The sequence below is a fragment of the Serratia sp. BNK-10 genome (assembly GCF_047456065.1).
GTDB classification, from domain to species: Bacteria; Pseudomonadota; Gammaproteobacteria; order Enterobacterales; family Enterobacteriaceae; genus Serratia; species Serratia ureilytica.
Map to the genome: position 1 here is coordinate 2,859,942 of NZ_CP179894.1, position 18,601 is coordinate 2,878,542.

At 61.9% G+C, this 18,601-nt stretch carries 22 protein-coding genes; 5 read left to right on the top strand and 17 right to left on the bottom strand.

The features are described from left to right. Positions 1–31: 31 nt before the first annotated feature. The 10 genes from flgK to flgB form a co-directional block, all read right to left on the bottom strand. Complete coding sequence (gene flgK, locus ACMGG9_RS13930) at positions 32–1,681, bottom strand: flagellar hook-associated protein FlgK (protein ID WP_033643519.1); 1,650 nt, start codon at positions 1,679–1,681, stop codon at positions 32–34. A 206-nt stretch (positions 1,682–1,887) separates the two neighbouring features. Beyond that, positions 1,888–2,832 carry a flagellar assembly peptidoglycan hydrolase FlgJ gene (flgJ, locus tag ACMGG9_RS13935; RefSeq protein ID WP_033643520.1) on the bottom strand — a complete coding sequence of 315 codons (945 nt, stop codon included), beginning with the start codon at positions 2,830–2,832 and terminating at the stop codon, positions 1,888–1,890. Further along, entirely contained in the window at positions 2,832–3,932 is a 1,101-nt protein-coding gene (locus ACMGG9_RS13940; RefSeq protein ID WP_004934816.1) for a flagellar basal body P-ring protein FlgI, read from the bottom strand. Before ACMGG9_RS13940 ends, flgJ begins: the two co-directional genes overlap by 1 nt. A gap of 10 nt (positions 3,933–3,942) precedes the next feature. Next, positions 3,943–4,644: a flagellar basal body L-ring protein FlgH gene (gene flgH, locus ACMGG9_RS13945; protein ID WP_004934817.1), complete on the bottom strand. Its 702-nt coding sequence runs from the start codon at positions 4,642–4,644 to the stop codon at positions 3,943–3,945. An 83-nt stretch (positions 4,645–4,727) separates the two neighbouring features. Next, positions 4,728–5,510, bottom strand: coding sequence for a flagellar basal-body rod protein FlgG (gene flgG, locus ACMGG9_RS13950; RefSeq protein ID WP_004934819.1), 783 nt, complete (start codon positions 5,508–5,510; stop codon positions 4,728–4,730). Between the two features lie 18 nt (positions 5,511–5,528). Continuing rightward, complete coding sequence (locus tag ACMGG9_RS13955) at positions 5,529–6,284, bottom strand: flagellar basal body rod protein FlgF (RefSeq protein ID WP_108680981.1); 756 nt, start codon at positions 6,282–6,284, stop codon at positions 5,529–5,531. A gap of 12 nt (positions 6,285–6,296) precedes the next feature. Further along, complete coding sequence (gene flgE / locus ACMGG9_RS13960; RefSeq protein ID WP_033643522.1) at positions 6,297–7,520, bottom strand: flagellar hook protein FlgE; 1,224 nt, start codon at positions 7,518–7,520, stop codon at positions 6,297–6,299. A 54-nt stretch (positions 7,521–7,574) separates the two neighbouring features. Beyond that, positions 7,575–8,252, bottom strand: coding sequence for a flagellar hook assembly protein FlgD (flgD, locus tag ACMGG9_RS13965; RefSeq protein ID WP_046896594.1), 678 nt, complete (start codon positions 8,250–8,252; stop codon positions 7,575–7,577). 12 nt (positions 8,253–8,264) lie between these two features. After that, positions 8,265–8,669 (bottom strand): flagellar basal body rod protein FlgC, encoded by a 405-nt coding sequence (flgC, locus tag ACMGG9_RS13970; protein ID WP_004934826.1) that lies wholly within the window; start codon positions 8,667–8,669, stop codon positions 8,265–8,267. Between the two features lie 5 nt (positions 8,670–8,674). Then, the gene (gene flgB / locus ACMGG9_RS13975; protein ID WP_033643526.1) at positions 8,675–9,088 is read right to left on the bottom strand and encodes a flagellar basal body rod protein FlgB; all 414 of its coding nucleotides are present in this window, start codon (positions 9,086–9,088) and stop codon (positions 8,675–8,677) included. 160 nt (positions 9,089–9,248) lie between these two features. Here flgB and flgA point away from each other — a divergent pair, with 160 nt between their 5' ends. The 5 genes from flgA to ACMGG9_RS14000 all read left to right on the top strand — a co-directional run bounded on the left by flgA (position 9,249) and on the right by ACMGG9_RS14000 (position 11,718). Next, positions 9,249–9,902 (top strand): flagellar basal body P-ring formation chaperone FlgA, encoded by a 654-nt coding sequence (gene flgA, locus ACMGG9_RS13980; protein ID WP_033650864.1) that lies wholly within the window; start codon positions 9,249–9,251, stop codon positions 9,900–9,902. Positions 9,903–10,031: 129 nt separating this feature from the next. After that, complete coding sequence (flgM, locus tag ACMGG9_RS13985; protein ID WP_197849936.1) at positions 10,032–10,343, top strand: flagellar biosynthesis anti-sigma factor FlgM; 312 nt, start codon at positions 10,032–10,034, stop codon at positions 10,341–10,343. A 40-nt stretch (positions 10,344–10,383) separates the two neighbouring features. Further along, positions 10,384–10,818 (top strand): flagella synthesis protein FlgN, encoded by a 435-nt coding sequence (locus ACMGG9_RS13990; protein WP_033650863.1) that lies wholly within the window; start codon positions 10,384–10,386, stop codon positions 10,816–10,818. Positions 10,819–11,048: 230 nt separating this feature from the next. Further along, entirely contained in the window at positions 11,049–11,423 is a 375-nt protein-coding gene (locus ACMGG9_RS13995; protein WP_042784868.1) for a type II toxin-antitoxin system RelE/ParE family toxin, read from the top strand. Continuing rightward, entirely contained in the window at positions 11,416–11,718 is a 303-nt protein-coding gene (locus ACMGG9_RS14000) for a helix-turn-helix domain-containing protein (RefSeq protein WP_015378258.1), read from the top strand. The genes ACMGG9_RS13995 and ACMGG9_RS14000 overlap by 8 nt, the downstream gene beginning before the upstream one ends. 2 nt (positions 11,719–11,720) lie before the next feature. Here ACMGG9_RS14000 and ACMGG9_RS14005 read toward each other — a convergent pair whose 3' ends face one another. The 7 genes from ACMGG9_RS14005 to cheR all read right to left on the bottom strand — a co-directional run bounded on the left by ACMGG9_RS14005 (position 11,721) and on the right by cheR (position 18,581). Continuing rightward, on the bottom strand, positions 11,721–12,125 hold the full coding sequence (locus tag ACMGG9_RS14005; RefSeq protein WP_033643530.1) for a flagellar protein FlhE: 405 nt from the start codon (positions 12,123–12,125) through the stop codon (positions 11,721–11,723). After that, positions 12,125–14,203 carry a flagellar biosynthesis protein FlhA gene (gene flhA, locus ACMGG9_RS14010; RefSeq protein ID WP_033643531.1) on the bottom strand — a complete coding sequence of 693 codons (2,079 nt, stop codon included), beginning with the start codon at positions 14,201–14,203 and terminating at the stop codon, positions 12,125–12,127. The genes ACMGG9_RS14005 and flhA overlap by 1 nt, the downstream gene beginning before the upstream one ends. Beyond that, positions 14,196–15,347 (bottom strand): flagellar biosynthesis protein FlhB, encoded by a 1,152-nt coding sequence (flhB, locus tag ACMGG9_RS14015; protein ID WP_033640021.1) that lies wholly within the window; start codon positions 15,345–15,347, stop codon positions 14,196–14,198. The genes flhA and flhB overlap by 8 nt, the downstream gene beginning before the upstream one ends. Positions 15,348–15,512: 165 nt before the next feature. Further along, a complete protein-coding gene (gene cheZ, locus ACMGG9_RS14020; RefSeq protein ID WP_004934858.1) occupies positions 15,513–16,157 on the bottom strand; it encodes a protein phosphatase CheZ in 645 nt (214 codons plus the stop codon). Positions 16,158–16,167: 10 nt separating this feature from the next. Further along, positions 16,168–16,557, bottom strand: coding sequence for a chemotaxis response regulator CheY (gene cheY, locus ACMGG9_RS14025; RefSeq protein ID WP_004934862.1), 390 nt, complete (start codon positions 16,555–16,557; stop codon positions 16,168–16,170). Between the two features lie 102 nt (positions 16,558–16,659). Further along, a complete protein-coding gene (locus tag ACMGG9_RS14030; protein ID WP_042784870.1) occupies positions 16,660–17,709 on the bottom strand; it encodes a protein-glutamate methylesterase/protein-glutamine glutaminase in 1,050 nt (349 codons plus the stop codon). Beyond that, positions 17,709–18,581, bottom strand: a complete 873-nt coding sequence (gene cheR, locus ACMGG9_RS14035) for a protein-glutamate O-methyltransferase CheR (protein WP_025159837.1) — start codon at positions 18,579–18,581, stop codon at positions 17,709–17,711. Before cheR ends, ACMGG9_RS14030 begins: the two co-directional genes overlap by 1 nt. Positions 18,582–18,601: the final 20 nt, after the last annotated feature.

Genomic DNA, 18,601 nt, shown 5'->3' on the forward strand with positions numbered 1-18,601 from the left:
GCGCCGTTATCGGCGCCGATTAACAATGAAATCAACGAATGTTCAGCAGCGCGTCGAACAGCGAGCTGGCGGTCTGAATCACCTGCGCGTTGGCCATGTAGTACTGCTGGAAACGCAGCAGTTCACCGTACTCTTCGTCAAGGTTGACGCCGGACATCGACTGCTGTTGCGCGCCCAGCTGGGTGACGATTTTGGCCTGCGACGTGGCGATGGCCTTGGCGGCGGCGGTCTGGTTGCCGACGCCGCTGACGATGCCGGCGTAAGCGCCGCTCAGGGTCGCTTTGCCGTCCACCAGGTTTTTGGTTTGCAGATCCAGCAGTTTCTTGGCGTTCTCGTTATCGCCGCGGCCGCTGTCGTCTTTACCGGCGGCGGCGATCTTGGACGAATCGGTGATGGCCACTTTCAGGTTGCCCGCCACGTCGCTGACCGGTTTCACGGTGAAGCTGTCTTTGGCCTGAGCATTGCCGTCGATGCTCACTTCCAACCCGTCGAAGTTCAGCGTCGGTTTACCGTCGGCGCTGGTGCCCGGCGTCGCGTTAACTTTCACGTTGTCCGGCAGGCGGCTGACCTGCCAGTTGCTGCCGTCGAACTCGACGCGATAATCGTTGGCCTTCACCTTGCCGGTATCGGTGTAAGAGACCGACAGCGACGCGTCGCCGGTGTTGCGGGTGTTATCCACCACTCGGCCGCCGCTGAAGCTGAAGAAGTCGCCGCCCGCGTCACCGTTCAGATCGAAGCCGGCGCGATGCTGTTGGTTAAAGCTGTCCGCCATCGCCAGCGCCAACTGGCCCAGCTGATTGCGCACGCCGTCCAGCGTTTCGCTGCGGAATTTCAGCACGCCGCTCAGCGTGCCGCTGGTGATCTGGCCTTCCGGCACTTCGCTGGCGCCGTTGCCGCGGTTATAGCCGATGGTCAGACGGGAAGGATCGCTGCTGGAAGGCACGGCTTCCACCTGATACGTATTGCTGCCCTGCACCAGGGTCAAACCGTTGGCGAAGGAAACGGTATAGGCGTCGCCGTCCTGTTGCGTGACCTGTACGCCCACCAGCTGGTTCAATTCGGTGACCAGCTGATCGCGCTGATCCAGCAACGCATTCGGTTCGCCGCCGGCGCTGCCGCGCAAACGGGTGATCTCGTCGTTCAGCTTGGCGATCTGTTGGCCGTAGCTGTTGATCTGCTGCGCCGTATCGCTGATCTGCTGATTGACGCCGTTGTCCATGTCGCGCAGGAATTTGTCGGTGTTGTTGAACTGGTTCACCAGGCCGTTGGCCTTGCCCAGCACCGTCTGGCGCGCGGCGTCGTCACCGGCGTTGCTCACCAGGTTCTGCAGGTTGGTAAAGAAATCCTGCATGTTGGTCGACAGCGGGTTGGTCTTGCTCGCCAACAGGTTGTCGATCTGCGAAATCTTCTCGTAATAGGCGTTTTGCGCCCCGAACGCGCTTTGCGCGCCGCGCAGCTGGTTGGTGATGAACTGGTTGTACTCGCGGTTAACGCTGGTGACGGTCACGCCGTTGCCGATAAAGCCGCTCATGGTGGCCATGCCGCCGTTCTGCGCCAGGATCGCGGTCTGACGGTTGTAGCCCGCCACGTTGTAGTTGGAGATGTTGTTGCTGACGGTACTGAGCGCCACCTGAGCCGCATTCAGCCCGCTCATCGCGGTATTGATTAAGCTATTGGACATCGGAATTCCTTATGCTGCGGCGCCGGTGGCCCACAGGGTTCTTAATTGAGCTGCTGAGCCTGTTCGCTCAGCCTGTTTCGGTTATCGGCAAAAATGAGAAGAACTTGAGGAAAAAAAGCGGCAATGCGGTCAGCATCCAGCGAGCCTCCATTGCCGCCTACCCCCTAAATAATTGGCGCCGCAGCGGCGTCAAGAATGACGGGGATTTAGAACAAATCTTTCAGATCGTGGGTGTAAGCTTTCACCGCCTGTTCCCCCGCGCTCTTCATCTGCTGAATCACGCTGACCAACTTGCTGGCGTACTGGGGATCGGTGGCGTACCCGGCGCGCTGCAGCGCATGCGCCGCCTGCTCCGGGCTGCGCGCGGCGGCCACGTCGGCGTAGCGCGGGTTGTTGGTCAGCAGTTTGACGTAATCGGCGATCGCTTCGACGTACGACCCGTAAACGCGGAACTTCGCCTTCACCTTCTTCGCCGCGCCCTGTTCGAACTCGGTGGTGGTGATCTCCGTCACCGGCCCGCTCCAGCTGCCGCCGGCCTTGATGCCGAACAGGTTGTAGCTCGGCGTGCCGTCTGAGGTTGGGATCTCGCGCTGCCCCCAGCCGGATTCCAGCGCCGCCTGCGCGACGATCAGCTGATGCGGAATGCCGCTCTGCTGGCTGGCGACCTTCGCCGGTATCGACAGACGAGCGACGAAGTTGCCGTTGTTGAGCGACAGCGGCGCGGCGGCCGGCGGGGCTTTCGGCATCGCGCGGCGCACCATCTGCTCCAGCGCCTGGTTCGGCAGCGTTTGCAGCACCTCGTTGTCCAGCGCCATCGGCGACATGCCCGCGGTTTCGCTCGGCACCGCGTTGGCGTTGCTCATCTGCTTGACCATCATGTCGGCCAGCCCCAGCCCTTTTTGCGACATCTGCTGGGCGATTTGCTGATCGTACATCGAGGTATAGAGCCGCGTTTGATCGCTGCTCAACACCCCGTCCTGCGGCAAGGCGGAACGCATGCTTTTCAGCATCATCTGCACAAACATGCCTTCCACCTGCTGGGCCACCTGCTTGAGGTTGCCCTGCGGGTCGGCCGCCGCGTCTCGCTTCAGGCCGTTCAGCGCCTGGGCGTCATAGGCCGCGCCCGACATCGCCATCAGATCGCCCGCCATCAGATGATTTCCAGCTTGGCGCGCAGGCAGCCGGCGCTCTGCATCGCCTGCAGGATCGACATCAGATCGATCGGCGTGGCGCCCAGCGCGTTCAGCGCGCGAATGACGTTGTTCAGGTTGGCGCTGGCGTTCACCTTCTGCAGCGACCCGCCCTGCTGTTGCACCGAAATCTGGGTGTTTGGCGTCACCACCGTTTGGCCGCCGCCGAACGGCGTCGTCGGTTGGCTGACGGTGTTCTGCCGATCGACCACCACCGACAGGTTGCCCTGGGCGACGGCGCAGGAATCGAGGATCACATCGCGGTTCATCACCACCGACCCGGTGCGCGAGTTGATGATCACTTTGGCGTCCATCGCGCCGACGTTGACGGTGATGTTTTGAATCTCCGCCAGGAAGCGCACCTGAGAGCTGTTGCCCTGCGGCACCAGCACCTGGATCGTGCGGGCGTCGAGCGGCGTCGCGGTGCCGCCGCCGCGTTGGCGGTTGATGGCGTCGCTGATCTGCTGCGCCAGCGTGAAGTCTTCGTCGTTCAGCTGCAGGTTGAGTACGCCGCCGCTGCCGAAGGTGGTCGGCAGCTCGCGCTCGATGGTGGCGCCGTTGCTGATGCGCCCGCCTGCCAGCTGGTTGACCTGCACGCTGCTGCCGCCGGCCGCCGCGCCCGCGCCGCCGACCAGCACGTTGCCCTGCGCCAGCGCATAGACCTGGTTATCCACGCCTTTCAGCGGCGTCATCAGCAGGGTGCCGCCGCGCAGGCTCTTGGCGTTGCCCATTGATGAGACCACCACGTCGATGTTCTGCCCGGCGCGCGAGAACGGTGGCAGTTTGGCGGTCACCATCACCGCCGCCACGTTTTTCAGCTGCATGTTGGTGCCCGGCGGCACGGTGATGCCCAGCTGCGACAGCATGTTGCTCAGGCTTTGGGTGGTGAACGGCGTCTGCATGGTCTGGTCGCCGGAGCCGTCCAGCCCCACCACCAGGCCGTAGCCGATCAGGGCGTTGTCTCGCACGCCCTGCACCGTCACCAGATCGCGGATGCGCTCCGCCGCCGCCGGCAAGCACACCAGCCCGACGCACAGCGCGATAAACCATTTTTTCAGCATCAGTCAATCCTTAGAACGGTGAAACATTTAAGAAGAAGCGCTGCAGCCAGCCCATGGTCTGCGCTTCGTTGATATAGCCATTGCCGACGTATTCGATCCGCGCGTCCGCCACCTGCGTCGAGGTGACCGAGTTGTTGCCGCTGATGGTGCGCGGGTTGACGACGCCGGAGAAACGAATGAATTCGGTGCCCTGGTTGATGGCGATCTGCTTTTCCCCCACCACGTGCAGGTTGCCGTTGGCCAGCACCTGGTTGACCGTCACCGTAATGGTGCCGTTGAAGGTGTTGTTGGCGTTGGCGCCGCCCTTGCCGCCGAAGGTGCTGTCGCCGGAAATGTCCATATCGGCGCGCGCATTGCCCAACAGGCCGTCAAGGTAACGCGGCGAGGTGGCGACGCCGAACTTGCTGGCGCCGTTGCGGCTGGCATTGGCGGAGGAGCTCTTGCTGGCGCTGACGTTTTCCTGCAGCACGATGGTCAGGGTGTCGCCGACGTTGCGCGGACGGCGGTCTTCGAACAGCGGCTGATAGCCGTAGTTCATCGGCTGCACCGTCTGGAAGATCGAGCCGTTCGGCATCGGCGCGCTGGCCGGCGCGGGCTGCGCCGTGGTCGCACCGTCCACCAGCGGTTTATGCGGAATATAAGCGCAGCCGCTCAGCGTCAGCATCACCATTCCCGCCAGCCAGCGTTGTCCCTGCCGCGGCAGGATTGCCATCGAATATGTGGTTACCACGGGTATCGCCTTTGTTTCACGAAAGAGAATGACGGGCGCGGCAAGCCGGGCCCGTCAATGACAGATTACAGTTGCGTCAGCTTTTGCAGCATCTGATCGGAAGTCGATACCGCTTTGCTGTTGATCTCGTAAGCGCGCTGAGTCTGGATCATGTTGACCAGCTCTTCCGCCACGTTAACGTTGGAGGTCTCCACGTAGCCCTGATACAGCAGACCGGCGCCGTTCAGCCCCGGCGTGCTCTCGTTCGGCGCGCCCGAGCTTTCGGTTTCCTGATACAGGTTCTCGCCCACGCTCTCCAGACCGCTGTCGTTGACAAAGGTCGTCAGCGTCAGTTGACCCACCTGCTGGGCGGCGGTTTGCCCCTGCTGGGTGACGCTGACGATGCCGTCGCGGCCGACGGTGATGGACAGCGCGTTAGCCGGAATGGTGATCGCCGGCTGCACCTGGAAACCGCTGGAAGTGACCAACTGGCCGTTCTGATCGATCTGGAACGAGCCGTCGCGCGTGTAGGCCTGGGTGCCGTCCGGCAACATCACCTGGAAGAACCCCTGCCCCTTGATGGCGACGTCTTTGCTGTTATTGGTCTGCGACAGGTTGCCCTGGCTGTGCAGCCGCTCGGTCGCCACCGGACGCACGCCGGTGCCGATCTGCAGACCGGAAGGCAGCGTGGTCTGCTCGGAGGACTGCGCCCCCGGCTGGCGCATGGTCTGGTACAGCAGATCTTCAAATACCGCACGCTGGCGTTTGAAGCCGTTGGTGCTGACGTTCGCCAGGTTGTTGGCGATCACGTCCATGTTGGTCTGCTGCGCGTCCAGACCGGTTTTGGCAATCCATAAGGATGGAATCATCGGTTATTTCCTTGCTGCTTAGCTCACTGAGAGCAGTGAGTTGGCACGCTGTTCGTTTTCATCCACGCTGTGGATGACCTTCATTTGCATTTCAAAACGGCGGGCGTTGGCGATCATGTCGACCATGGTCTCCATCGGCTTGACGTTGCTGCCTTCCAGCACCCCGGGCATCACCCGCACCTGCGGATCGTTTTGCAACTGATTGCCGCGCAGCTGTTGGGTTTCCGGCGTCAGGCGGAACAGCCCGTCGTCACCGCGCATCACTTCACGCGCGTCGGCTTTCACCAGCTTCAGGCGGCCGATCTGCGCGATGGTGTTCGGCGGATCGCCGGCGTTCAGCGCCGAAATGGTGCCGTCGGCGGCGATGGTGATCTCCGCCGACGGCGGCACCTCGATCGGCCCCCCGTCGCCCATCACCGGCAGCCCCTGCACCGTCAACTGCCCGTTGGAGGAGATCTGGATGTTGCCGTTGCGGGTATAGGCTTCACCGCCGCCCGGCAGGCTCACCGCCAGGAAACCGTCCTGCTGCAGCGCCACATCCAGCGGGCGCGCCGTATAGTTCAGCGCCCCCTGGCTCATGTCGGCGCCCGGCGTCGACGCGGCCACCAATGTGCGCGTCGCCAGGCTCGGCCCGTCAACCGGCACAGCGCGCAGCGCGGCGAGCTGGGCGCGAAAGCCCGGCGTCGACGCGTTGGCCAGGTTGTTGGCGGTAATGGACTGCTGCTCCAGCGTTTGGCGAGCCGCGCCCATCGCGGTATAAATCGCGTGATCCATAACTCGACCCTATTAGCGCAGGCTAACCAACGTCTGCAGAATGGAGTCCTGCGTCTTGATGGTCTGGGCGTTGGACTGATAGTTACGCTGTGCGACGATCATGTTCACCAGCTCCTGGCTCAGATCGACGTTGGAAGACTCCAGCGCGCCGCTGGTCAGCTTGCCTAAGCCGCCGCCGCCCGCAAGACCGACGCGCGGCTGGCCGGACGCGCCGGTTTCCTGCCAAACGTTATCGCCCTGCGACGCCAGTCCTTCCGGGTTGGAGAAGTTAGCCATGACGATCTGGCCCAACAGCTGGGTTTGCTGGTTGGAGTAGACGCCCACGATGGTGCCGTCGTTGTTGATCTGATAGCCCGTGTATTCACCGGCGGCATAACCGTCCTGCGATACCTTGCTCACCGAGTCGCTGCTCACGTTCTGCTGCATGCTGCCGGCGAAGCTCAGGGTGAAGTTTTGCGCCGGCGCGCCGTCTTTGGCGGTCATCGGGATCACCATGCTGAACTCGCCCGGCGCGCCGTTGGTGCTGGTGGTTTTCACCAGGGTACCGCTGGTGCTGAACTCCATGGTGCCGGCGTTCACTGGCGCTGCGCTGCCGTCCTGGGTGTAGACCTGCCATTTATTGTCTTCGGTCTTCACGAAGTAAGCGTTGATGTTGTGCGCGTTACCCAGCGAGTCGTAGGCGGTGATGGTATTGGTATAGTTGTAGCTGTCCTGTTTGGTCGGATCGAAGGTCTTGTTTTCCGGCACCTTATGGGTCGACATCAGGTTGGCGACCATCTGGCCGGAAGTGGACGCTTTCGCGTTCATCATGCCTTCAGGAATGCTCAGCGGCACCGGGTTGGCGCCCTGCTGAATGGTCGGCGGGGAGCCGGCCGCCGGATAGCCGGTCAGCTGCAGACCCTGCATGTTGGTCAGATTGCGGTTCTCGTCCAGCTTGAACTGGCCGTTGCGGGTATAGAAGATGCCGCCGTCTTTATCCTGCATGCGGAAAAAGCCGTTGCCGTTGATGGCCACATCCAATGAACGGCTGGTGCCGGTGGTGGTGCCGCCCTTGAAGTTCTGGGTGATGCCGGACACTTTGACGCCCAGACCGACCTGTGAACCGGCGAACATGTCGGCAAAGGAGACGCTGCCGGATTTGAAGCCCGCCGTCGCGGAGTTGGCGATGTTGTTACCGATCACGTCCAGGTTGGTTGCTGCCGCGTTCAAGCCGCTGACTGCCTGAGAAAAAGCCATGTTATTCTCCGAATAGTGGTCAGGCTATCGTCCGATTGAGCCTGATGCTTAGGGTTATAAGATCTGTCGCACGTCTTCCAGGGTGGCGTTGCCCGCCAGACCGAGATCCAGCTTGGCGCCGTTGCCGTCGCGGATCACGCCGTTCACCAGGCCGAAGTGCAGGCTGCGCGCCACCAACTGCTCGCCGTTGCCTTTGGCGTTAATCGCCACTTTGTAGGCGCCGTCGGGCGCGGTGGAGCCGTCATCCAGCGAACCGTCCCAGGTGAAGGCATGCACGCCGGCGGTCAGACCGCCGATTTCGATGGTGCGCACCACCTGCCCGCTGGCGTTGGTGATGGTGGCGGTTACCTGATCGGCGGCGCGCTCCAGTTCCACGCCGAACGGCGTGGTGCTGACTTTGCCGTCCTTGCTGCCGACCAGAATGTTGCTGCCCGGCACCATCACGCCGTGGCCGATCAGCGCGGTGGCCTGCAGCGACTGATTGCTGTTGATCTGACCGGAGATCGACCCCAGCGTGGTGTTGAGTTTTTCGATGCCCTGAACGGTGTTGATCTGCGCCAGCTGCGAGGTCAGTTCGTTGTTCTGCATCGGATTGGTCGGGTCCTGGTTTTTCAACTGCGCCACCAGCAGCGTCAGGAAGCTGTTGTGCAGATCCTGACTGTTGGTATTTTTGCTGTTGTTACCGATGACGGTATTGTCCAACGACTCGTTCGTGGTTGCGGCGATAGCCATGGGAACCTCCGGTTACTGACCCAGCGTCAGGGTTTTCATCATCATCGACTTGGTGGTGTTGAGCACCTCGACGTTGGCCTGATAGCTGCGGGAAGCGGAGATGGTGTTGACCATTTCCCCCACTACGTCGACGTTCGGCATGCGCACATACCCCTTGGCGTCCGCCAGCGGGTTGCCCGGCTGATACACCAGACGCTCGGGCGCCGGATCGTCCACCACCTGGGCAACGCGCACGCCGCCGGTCGGCTGTCCCGGCGCCGCTGCGACCTGGAACACCACCTGCTTGGCGCGGTAAGGTTCGCCGTCCGGGCCGGTCACACTGTCGGCGTTGGCCATGTTGCTGGCGCTGACGTTCATGCGCTGGGATTGCGCCGATAACGCCGAGCCGGAGATATCAAAAATATTCAGTAAAGACATGCGCCTTATCCTTGTTGCAGTACGGACATCATCCCTTTGATCTGACCGTTGAGCAGCGTCAGGTCGGTCTGATATTTCAGGCTGTTATCGGCAAAGTTGGTGCGTTCGCGATCCATGTCCACCGTGTTGCCGTCCATCGACGGCTGATCCGGCACCCGGAACAGCAGATCGAGCTGCGGCGGCTGCAGGGTCTGCGCCGGGATATGGCGCGCCGCCGTCAGGTTGAGCGCCATGCCGTTGCCGCTGACGCGCCCCTGCTCCATCACTTTGTTCAATTGGCTGGCGAAATCGATATCCCGCGCCTGATAACCCGGTGTGTCTGCGTTGGCGATGTTGGCGGCCAGAATTTCCTGCCGCTGGGCGCGCAAGTTCAGCGCCTCTTGGCCAAAGCGCAGAGCCGCGTCCAGTTTGTCGAGCATGCTCCCTCCGCGAGGTTAGAATTTGGAGTCGACAGCATAAACGCCCCCCGCGCTACCCTATCGCGGGAATAAACGCAAAATGGGGCGCTATTTATCTGCTTAGCCTGCGCGCGCTGCGGGTACACTTACGCGTATCCCGATGAAGCTTGAGAAGATGACGATGAAAGGTAAAATGCTGCTGCTTATCGGCCTGCTGTGCAGTCTGAACGCGCGTGCCGACGATCTGGCGACGCAAATCGAAAGCTTCATCCAAGGCAAGTTCAGCGGCGAACCGGTGCAGGTAAAAGTGCGGGTGCGCACGCCGCCGAACCAATGGCCCGCTTGCGAACTGCCGCAGCTATCGCTGCCGCCCAACGCGCGGATCGGCGGCAACGTCAGCATTTCGGCGCGCTGTGGCCAAGAGCGGCGTTTTATCCAGACGCAGGTGCAGGTGTTCGGCCGCTATCTCGTTTCGGCGCGCGGCATCACCGCCGGCAGCCGGTTGACGGCGGCGGACCTGACGTTGAAAGAAGGTCGGCTCGATACCCTGCCGCCGCGCGCGCTGACCGAAGCGGGCAAAGCATTAGGCGCCGTCAGCCTGCGCAACATCAGCCCCGGCCAGCCGCTGACCCTCGCCATGCTGCGCCGGGCCTGGATTATCAAGGCCGGGCAACCGGTGCAGGTCAATGCACAGGGCGAAGGATTCAGCATTAGCGGCGCGGGCAAGGCGATGAACAACGCCGCGGCCGAAGACAGCGTGCGCGTGCGCATGGCGTCCGGGCAAATCGTCAGCGGCGTGGTCGGGGACGACGGCGCGATTCGCATTACGTTATAAAAAAGTAAAGGTTCCGCAAACCTTGCCGATAAGACAAATCAAGCAGCATTTTATTGGCCATCAGGGCCGCAACACTTTCATTGCAGCGTCGTCGCCCGAGTGCGGTCACGGCGTAAACGGAGATGGACCATGAGTATCGATCGCACCCAGCGGTTACAGCCGGTTTCCACTGTGCAACCGCGTGAAACCCCGGCCGACAACCCGCTCCAGCCGCGTAAGGCCGCCGTGGCCGAAACCGCCGTCAGCGCTACGCAGGTCAAACTGAGCGAGGCGCAGGCGCGCCTGATGCAGCCGGGCACCCAGGATATCGATATGGGCCGGGTCGAGGCCATCAAGCAGGCGATCCGCAACGGTGAACTGAAGATGGACGCCGGCAAAATCGCCGACGCACTGCTGCAAGACGCGCAGAGCGATGTTCAATGGATCGCCGGACGCGACTGACAACGCGGCGGCGGGTAGCGGTAAAGGATAAGTCATCACTATGGAAAAGCTGGCACAACTGCTGGACAAACTGTTGGAAACGCTGCAGGCGCTCAATGGCGTGCTGGAAGAAGAGCACGATCTGTTATGCTCCGGCCAGCTGCCGGGCGTGGCCTTGCAGCGCGTAACCGATGCCAAAAGCCAACTGCTGGCGACGGTCGCCTACCTCGAGCAACAGCGCCTGGGGCAGGAAAAAACCTGCGGGCAACGCGCGCCCTATGCCAGCCACGCCCCCCTGGCCGACCGTTGGCAGCGCGTTCAATTGCTCAGCCAAACGCTGCGCGAAAAGAACCAGCACAACGGCCTGCTGCTCAATCAGCAGATCGACCATAACGCTCAGGCGCTGGCCATCCTCAGCAAAAACAACAAATCGCTGTATGGCCCGGACGGCCAGTCGCACGCCGGCAGCCTGCTCGGCAGAAAAATCGGCGTCTGACCTGACTCATTTCGCCCGGTGAGCCTATCACCGGGCATGCGTTAACCGGCTTCTGTGCATCCCGTCGCATTTTCTCCCTATCACTCTTTGAATTCACTTAAGACTTTGCGCCAGGCTGCGCATGGCGTGAATTTGGCTGTTTCTTTCCCTTTGGCCGCTTGTCACCCTGTGGTTATTTTTAAACCACTTGAAATATACCCTTGACGGGTATAGATTCGCAGGGAGAGCGAATGGCCGACATTTATCTCACCAAAACCTTTCAGGGTTTTGCCGCACGCGAGCGCATCAGTGATGCCACGATAGTGAAAGCGGCGCGAGAGATGCAACATCAGCTGTACGACGCCAATCTTGGCGGTTGCGTATACAAAAAGCGCATCGCTCGGGCTGGTGCGGGCAAACGTGGCGGCTATCGGGTACTGATCGTTTTTCGCGATGAAGACCGCCTGTTTTTTATGCGCGGCTTTGCCAAAAGCGAGAGAGAAAACATCAGTACGGATGAGTTACAGGGATTGAAACATCTGGCTGCGCTGTATCTGGATTATTCGCCATTCAGACTCTACCAGCTGGTCAACAACAGGGAGTTACGGAGGCTAAGCGATGAGTAAAATTCTTGCCGAGATCCACCAGGAAGTTCAGGGCCTGCACCGCGCCGGTTTCGTCGACGACGTGACCATGCGCACTTTCGACATGCTGTGCCTGCGGCCGGTGAAGCAGTTCGGGCCGGCCGAGATCCGCGCGTTGCGCGAACGGGAAAACGTCAGTCAGCCGGTGTTTGCGCTGTATCTCAACGTCAGCAAAAAGGCGGTGCAGAAATGGGAGCGCGGCGAAGCGCAACCGAACTCCGCCGCGATGAAACTGCTGACGCTGGTGGAACGCAACGGCCTGCAAATTCTGGCCTGATCTTACTGATAATTGACGATCACCTGATTGCCAATCACTCGCAGCGGCGGATTCAGCCCGCCTTGCGACTGCACGTAATAGACAAAACGCAATTCCGCATTGGCCGGCTCGCCCTGCAGACCGATGCTGCTGCCGCTGCCGCCGCCGAGCGGAATGCAGCGGTTTACCGTGCAAAGCTGGGCCTGCAGCCCCACGGGCTCTGGCCCCAGCAAACGGTAGCGCCAGCTGACGCTGGTGATGCGCGCATTGGCATCCGGCAGCGCGTTCGGCGGCCGCAAACCGGCGGATTCATCGCGCATCCCGCCCTGTTCCAGCGTGACCCCCGCCCCTTCAGCCACCCAGGAGCCGGACACCGCGCCGGCGGCTAGCGGCGCCAGCAAACACAACAAGGACAGACAGCGTTTCATCAGGCGGCTCCAATGGTCGAGGTCATGCGAATCTGGCGATCGTCGTTGATCTCCAGGTTGGACAGCACCACGAGCTGCGGCAGGCTGCGACGCAGGAAGCGCGCCAGTAAAGGACGCAGCGCATGGTTAACCAACAGCACCGGCGGCGCGCTGAGCATCTCTTGCCGTTGCAGCGCCTGACGCGCCTGCTCCAGCAGACGGTCAGCCAGCCCCGGCTCCAGACCGCCGCCGCCCTGCAACGCCTGCAGCAACAGGCGCTCCAGCTGGGTATCCAAGCCGATAACCTGAATCTCGCCGTTGCCCGGGAACCACTGCTGCGTGATCGCCCGGCCCAGCGCCACCCGCACCACGGTGGTCAATTCGTAAGGATCGCTCTGCGCCGGGGCATGTTCCGCCAGCGTTTCGACGATGGTGCGCATATCGCGGATGGACACGCGCTCGGCGAGCAGATTTTGCAGCACCTTGTGCAGCGTCGTCAGTGACACCACGCCCGGCACGAAGTCTTCGGTCAGCTTCGGCATCTCCTGCGACACGCGATCCAACAGCTGTTGGGTCTCCTGGCGGCCGAACAGCTCGCTGGCGAACTGGCCAATCAGGTGATTGAGGTGCGTCGCCACCACGGTGCTGGCTTCCACCACGGTAAAGCCCTGGATTTGCGCCTGTTCGCGCAAGGCGCTGTCTATCCACACCGCTTCCAGCCCGAAGGCAGGATCGACGGTTTTGTCTCCCGCCAGCTCGCCCACGGCATTGCCGGGGTTGATCGCCAGCCAGCGGCCCGGCTGCGCTTCACCGCTGCCGATCTCGACGCCTTTCATCAGGATGCGATAGCTGGCTGGCGGCAGTTCCAGGTTGTCGCGAATGTGCACCACCGGCGGCAGATAACCCATGTCCTGGGCGAATTTCTTGCGGATCCCGCGGATACGCCCAAGCAGCTCGCCGTTCTGTTGAAAGTCGACCATCGGAATCAACCGGTAGCCCACTTCCATCCCCAGCGGATCTTCCAACTGCACGTCGGCCCAGCTGGCCTCGGCGGCCTGCGGATTCTCCGGCATCACCGGATCTTCCACCGTTTTCGGCGCCTGTTGTTCACGGCCGCGCAGCCACCAGGCGAGGCCCAGCAGAGCCGCGGTAAACAGCAGGAACACCAGGTTCGGCATGCCCGGCACCAGGCCCAGTAGGCCCAGCACCCCGGCACTCAGCAGCATCACGCGCGGATTGTTGAACAGCTGGCCCACCATCTGCTCGCCGACATCCTGATCGGTCGCGACGCGGGTGACGATGACACCGGCGGCGGTGGAGATCACCAATGCCGGGATCTGCGCCACCAGGCCGTCACCGATGGTCAGCAGCGTATAGCTTTCCGCCGCCGCCCCCAGTTCCATGCCGTGTTGCACCACGCCGACCAACAGGCCGCCGACCACGTTCAGCACCATGATCATCAGGCCGGCGATGGCGTCGCCGCGCACGAATTTACTGGCGCCGTCCATCGAGCCGTAAAAATCGGCCTCCTGGGTCACTTCGGCGCGGCGTTTCTTCGCTTCGTCTTCGCCAATCAATCCGGCGTTCAAATCGGCGTCGATCGCCATCTGTTTGCCCGGCATGCCGTCCAGCACGAAGCGCGCGCCCACTTCGGCGATACGCCCTGCACCTTTGGTAATTACCATAAAGTTGATCAGCACCAGGATGATGAACACCACGATGCCGATGGCGAAGTTGCCGCCCACCAGGAAGTGGCCGAAGGCTTCCACCACGCGCCCGGCGGCGGCGGAACCGGTGTGGCCTTCCAGCAAGATGATGCGCGTCGAGGCGACGTTGAGCGACAAACGCAGCAATGTGGAGAACAGCAGGATGGTCGGGAAAGCGGCGAACTCGAGCGTACGCTGGGTGAACATCGCCACCAGCAGCACCATGATCGACAGCGCGATGTTGAAGGTAAACAGCAGGTCGAGGATAAACGCCGGCAGCGGCAACACCATCATCGACAAAATCAGCAGGATCAGCACCGGGCCGGCCAGCACCTGCCACTGCGTATCTTTAAAATTGCCCGGCAAACGAAGCAGGGAGGCCAAATTAGCCATCAGAGTCACTCTCTCTCGCAAAATCCAGTGCTTCCGGCACCGGTAAACGTTCAGGTTTTTTCGGGATCAGGCCGCCCTCGCGCCGCCAGCGGCGCAGTTGGTACACCCAGGCCAGCACTTCGGCGACCGCGGCATACAGGGTGGCCGGAATGTGTTGTCCAATCTCGCTGTGCCGATACAGCGCGCGCGCCAGCGGCGGCGCCTCCAGCATCGGAATGCGGTGCTCCGCGCCGAGCTCGCGAATGCGCAAGGCGATTTCGCCGGCCCCCTTGGCCAGCACCTTCGGCGCACTCATTTTCTTGTCGTTGTACTGCAACGCGACGGCGTAGTGCGTCGGGTTGGTGACGATCACGTCCGCCTTAGGCACATCGGCCATCATGCGGCGCCGGGCGATCGCCCGCTGCTGCTGGCGAATGCGCCCCTTGACGTGCGGGTCCCCTTCCTGGTCTTTGAATTCGTCGCGAATATCCTGCTTGGTCATCTTCAGCTTTTTGAAGTGGCTCCACAGCTGATAGAACACGTCGAACGCCACCATCGGCGTCAGCCCCAGCACCACCAGAAAACCGCAGAACAGGATCATCTGCAGCGCATTGCCCAGCGCATCGAGCGGCTGCTGGGTCATCAGATGCAGCATCGCCGCCCAGTTGTGCCACAGATAAAGACCGGTGACCCAGCCGACCAACGTCGCTTTCAGGATCCCTTTCAGCAGCTCGGCCAACACCTGGCTGGAAAAGATGCGTTTCAACCCGGACAGGGGGTTTAGCCGCTTCATATCGAACTTGATCGACTTGCCGCTGAACAAGATGCCCCCCAACAGCATTGGCGCGGCGAGCGCTACCAGCACCAGCCCCGCCATGATCGGCAGCAGCGCCAGCACCGCCTGACGCAGCAACATGCCCAACTGGCGAAGCATCTGCTTGTCGTTACTGACCATGCCGTGGTCAAAGTTCAGCCCTTGCGTGAGCATCGCCGCCAGCTGTTGCGCCATGTTGCTGCCGGACATCAGGATAATCGCCAGGCCCGAGAGCAACATCAGCACCGAGGTCAGCTCGCGGGAGCGCGGGATCTGGCCGTCTTCACGCGCCTTCTCCAGCCTGTGGGGCGTGGGGGCCTCGCTTTTTTCCAGATCGCTGTCTTCAGCCACGAAACGCCGTTCCTGTGTCGGGAGGGTAAAGAATGGCGGTCAGCATGCCAAAAAATTGGCGATGTCATTGGCGGAACAACGGGGAAAAAGGCGGGTTATTTAGGGGATGAGACGAAAACTGCGTGGCTTGTTGTCGGGGCGCGCCGTCGCGCGCCCCGAAAGGCCTCAGAAACCGAGGCTGTCGAGCAGATCGTCGACCTGCGCCTGGTTGGCGATCACGCCGACGCCGTTCTGGTCGAGCTGCGGACCGTTCAGCAGGCTGTCGTTCGGCCGTTTTTCCTTCACCGGCTGCTCCGGCATGTTTTCCATCAGCACCATCAGCAGCTGCTTTTCGATCTCCTGCACCACGTCCATCATGCGCTTGATCACCTGACCGGTCAGATCCTGGAAGTCCTGCGCCATCATGATTTCCAGCAGCTGAGCGTTGGTGAAGGCCGTATGGCCCGGCACCTGATCCAGATACTGACGCGTGTCGTTGACCAGAGAACGCGCGTCGTCCAGTTCGATGGGATTGGCGAACCACTCGTCCCAGCGTCCTTTCAACGCGTTGGCGCCGGACTCCAGCTCCGCCTGGCGCGGTTGCGCCGCCTCCACGCAGTTCAACGCCCGTTCCGCCGCCTGCGCCGTCATGGTTACGACATAGTCAAGACGGTCGCGCGCATCCGGGATCGCCTCTGCCGCTTGGGCAATCGCCTGATCGAGCCCCAGTTCACGCATGCTGTCGCGCAGCATTCGGGTCAGTTGGCCGATGCGGGAGATGATCTCTCCCGCGGTCGCTGCATCGCTGGCAGGCATTGGAATGTCTCTCATCGCCCTCTCCTTACATGCCCAATTTTTCAAAAATCTTGTTGAGCTTTTCTTCCAGCGTCGCCGCCGTAAAAGGTTTCACTACATAACCGCTGGCGCCGGCCTGCGCCGCCGCGATGATATTTTCTTTCTTGGCTTCCGCCGTCACCATCAGCACCGGCATCGCGGCCAGCGCGCTATCGGCGCGGATGGTCTGCAACAGTTCGAGCCCGTCCATGTTCGGCATGTTCCAGTCGGACACCACGAAGTCGAAACCGCCGGCGCGCAGCTTGTTCAGCGCATCCGCGCCGTCTTCAGCTTCTTCGACGTTGTTGAAGCCCAGCTCTTTCAGCAAATTTCTGACGATGCGGCGCATGGTGGAGAAGTCGTCCACAACCAGAAATCTGAGGTTCTTGTCTGCCATTGTTACTCCTGAAATAGTTAACCGTTTAATGATGCAAAACCGCAGGCCGCCGCGCGGCGACCGTAGGTCATATCGCCGCCGGGCAAACCCTGCGGACTGAAATCAAATGCGCAATGCCTGGCCGCCGGAAATCTGCGCCAGCATGCGCTGGCTCATCCTGTCCAACTCGACCACTTCGCTGACGCCGCCGCCGGCGATCGCCTCGCGCGGCATGCCGAACACCACACAGCTCGCCTCGTTCTGCGCCAGGGTATAGGCCCCGGCGCGGTGCATCTCCATCATCCCCGCCGCCCCGTCGTTCCCCATGCCGGTGAGGATCACCCCCACCGCATTGCGGCCGGCATATTGCGCTACCGAGCGGAACAGCACGTCGACCGACGGACGATGGCGGTTGACCGCCGGGCCGTCATGCAGCTTCACCTGATAGTTGGCGCCGCTGCGCGCCAGCTCCAGGTGGCGATCCCCCGGGGCGATGTAAGCGTGGCCCGGCAGTACGCGCTCGCCGTCCTCCGCTTCTTTCACCGTGATCTGGCACAGCTTGTTCAGCCGTTCGGCGAACGAACGGGTGAACCCCGGCGGCATGTGCTGGGTGATCAGCAGCGCCGGACTGGTGGCCGGCAGCGGCTGCAACACCTGGCGGATCGCTTCGGTGCCGCCGGTGGAAGCGCCGATGGCGATCAATTTTTCACTGCTCAGCAGCGGCGCATGGCTGAGGATCGCCGGCGCCGGGCTGCTGGAACGCTGCGGCAGGCGCGCTCTGGCGGCGGTGCGGATCTTCTCGGCGATCAGTTCGCTGTAGGCCAACATGCCCTCGCGAATGCCGAGCTGCGGTTTGGTGACGAAATCCACCGCGCCCAGCTCCAGCGCTCGCAGCGTGATCTCCGAGCCTTTACCGGTCAGCGACGAAACCATCACTACCGGCATCGGCCGCAGGCGCATCAGCTTCTCGAGGAAATCCAGCCCGTCCATGCGTGGCATCTCGACGTCCAGCGTCAGCACCTGAGGATTAAATTTTTTGATCAGATCGCGCGCCACCAGCGGATCCGGAGCGGTCGCCACCATTTCCATGTCGGGGTGGCCGTTCACGATTTCCGTCATCAGCTGACGCATCAGTGCCGAATCGTCTACGCATAACACTCTGATTTTACTCATTACCTCTCCTTGGTCAGCCCATACACGGTCTGCCCACGCAAGTAGAAATCCCGGCTGATCTGGCTGAAGTTCTCGGAGTGGCCGGCGAACATCAGCCCCCCCGGCTTAAGCAAGGGAACGAAGCGGCGCAGGATGCGCTCCTGCGTCGCCTTATCGAAATAGATCATGACGTTGCGGCAAAAAATGGCGTCAAATTGCCCCGGCAGCGCCCATTCCGGCGCCAGCAGGTTCAACGGCTGGAAGTTCACCCGCGCCGCCAGTTCCGGCCGCACGCGCACCAGCCCCTGATGCGGCCCGGTGCCGCGCAAAAAATAGCGCTGCATTTGGGTCGGCGTCAGGGTGCGCAGATCTTCCTGGCGGTAAACGCCCGCTTCCGCTTTTTCCAACACCTGCGTGTCGATGTCGCTGGCCCAGACCTGGCAACTGCCGGCCCGCTGCCCCAGGGCATCGCTCAGCGTGATGGCGATCGAATACGGCTCTTCGCCGGTCGAGGCCGCAGTGCTCCAGACGCTGTAGCCGTTCGGCCGCGAACGCGCATGCTCCGCCAGGATCGGGAAGTGATGCGCCTCGCGGAAAAATGCCGTCAGGTTGGTGGTCAATGCGTTGATGAACGCCTGCCACTCCGCGCTGTTCGGATCGCTTTCCAACAGCGCCAAATAGTCGCCGAAATCGTGCAATCCCAGCAGCCGCAACCGGCGCACCAGGCGGTTGTAAACCATCTCGCGCTTATGCTCCGCCAGCACGATGCCGGCGCGTTGATAAATCAACTGGCTGATACGGCGAAAATGCACGTCCGACAGCGGCAGGCGCTGCACCATTTGCGTCAACATCGACGCAGTATCCCGGTTAGAAGTAGACGGCGCCTGTTTCATGCCGCCTCACCGGAGAAAAA

Coding starts and splice junctions, on each gene's coding strand:
- flgK (WP_033643519.1), bottom strand. CDS start 1,681: ATGTCCAATAGCTTAATCAATACCGCGATGAGCGGGCTGAATGCGGCT.
- flgJ (WP_033643520.1), bottom strand. CDS start 2,832: ATGGCGGGCGATCTGATGGCGATGTCGGGCGCGGCCTATGACGCCCAG.
- ACMGG9_RS13940 (WP_004934816.1), bottom strand. CDS start 3,932: ATGCTGAAAAAATGGTTTATCGCGCTGTGCGTCGGGCTGGTGTGCTTG.
- flgH (WP_004934817.1), bottom strand. CDS start 4,644: ATGGCAATCCTGCCGCGGCAGGGACAACGCTGGCTGGCGGGAATGGTG.
- flgG (WP_004934819.1), bottom strand. CDS start 5,510: ATGATTCCATCCTTATGGATTGCCAAAACCGGTCTGGACGCGCAGCAG.
- ACMGG9_RS13955 (WP_108680981.1), bottom strand. CDS start 6,284: ATGGATCACGCGATTTATACCGCGATGGGCGCGGCTCGCCAAACGCTG.
- flgE (WP_033643522.1), bottom strand. CDS start 7,520: ATGGCTTTTTCTCAGGCAGTCAGCGGCTTGAACGCGGCAGCAACCAAC.
- flgD (WP_046896594.1), bottom strand. CDS start 8,252: ATGGCTATCGCCGCAACCACGAACGAGTCGTTGGACAATACCGTCATC.
- flgC (WP_004934826.1), bottom strand. CDS start 8,669: ATGTCTTTACTGAATATTTTTGATATCTCCGGCTCGGCGTTATCGGCG.
- flgB (WP_033643526.1), bottom strand. CDS start 9,088: ATGCTCGACAAACTGGACGCGGCTCTGCGCTTTGGCCAAGAGGCGCTG.
- flgA (WP_033650864.1), top strand. CDS start 9,249: ATGAAAGGTAAAATGCTGCTGCTTATCGGCCTGCTGTGCAGTCTGAAC.
- flgM (WP_197849936.1), top strand. CDS start 10,032: ATGAGTATCGATCGCACCCAGCGGTTACAGCCGGTTTCCACTGTGCAA.
- ACMGG9_RS13990 (WP_033650863.1), top strand. CDS start 10,384: ATGGAAAAGCTGGCACAACTGCTGGACAAACTGTTGGAAACGCTGCAG.
- ACMGG9_RS13995 (WP_042784868.1), top strand. CDS start 11,049: ATGGCCGACATTTATCTCACCAAAACCTTTCAGGGTTTTGCCGCACGC.
- ACMGG9_RS14000 (WP_015378258.1), top strand. CDS start 11,416: ATGAGTAAAATTCTTGCCGAGATCCACCAGGAAGTTCAGGGCCTGCAC.
- ACMGG9_RS14005 (WP_033643530.1), bottom strand. CDS start 12,125: ATGAAACGCTGTCTGTCCTTGTTGTGTTTGCTGGCGCCGCTAGCCGCC.
- flhA (WP_033643531.1), bottom strand. CDS start 14,203: ATGGCTAATTTGGCCTCCCTGCTTCGTTTGCCGGGCAATTTTAAAGAT.
- cheZ (WP_004934858.1), bottom strand. CDS start 16,157: ATGAGAGACATTCCAATGCCTGCCAGCGATGCAGCGACCGCGGGAGAG.
- cheY (WP_004934862.1), bottom strand. CDS start 16,557: ATGGCAGACAAGAACCTCAGATTTCTGGTTGTGGACGACTTCTCCACC.
- ACMGG9_RS14030 (WP_042784870.1), bottom strand. CDS start 17,709: ATGAGTAAAATCAGAGTGTTATGCGTAGACGATTCGGCACTGATGCGT.
- cheR (WP_025159837.1), bottom strand. CDS start 18,581: ATGAAACAGGCGCCGTCTACTTCTAACCGGGATACTGCGTCGATGTTG.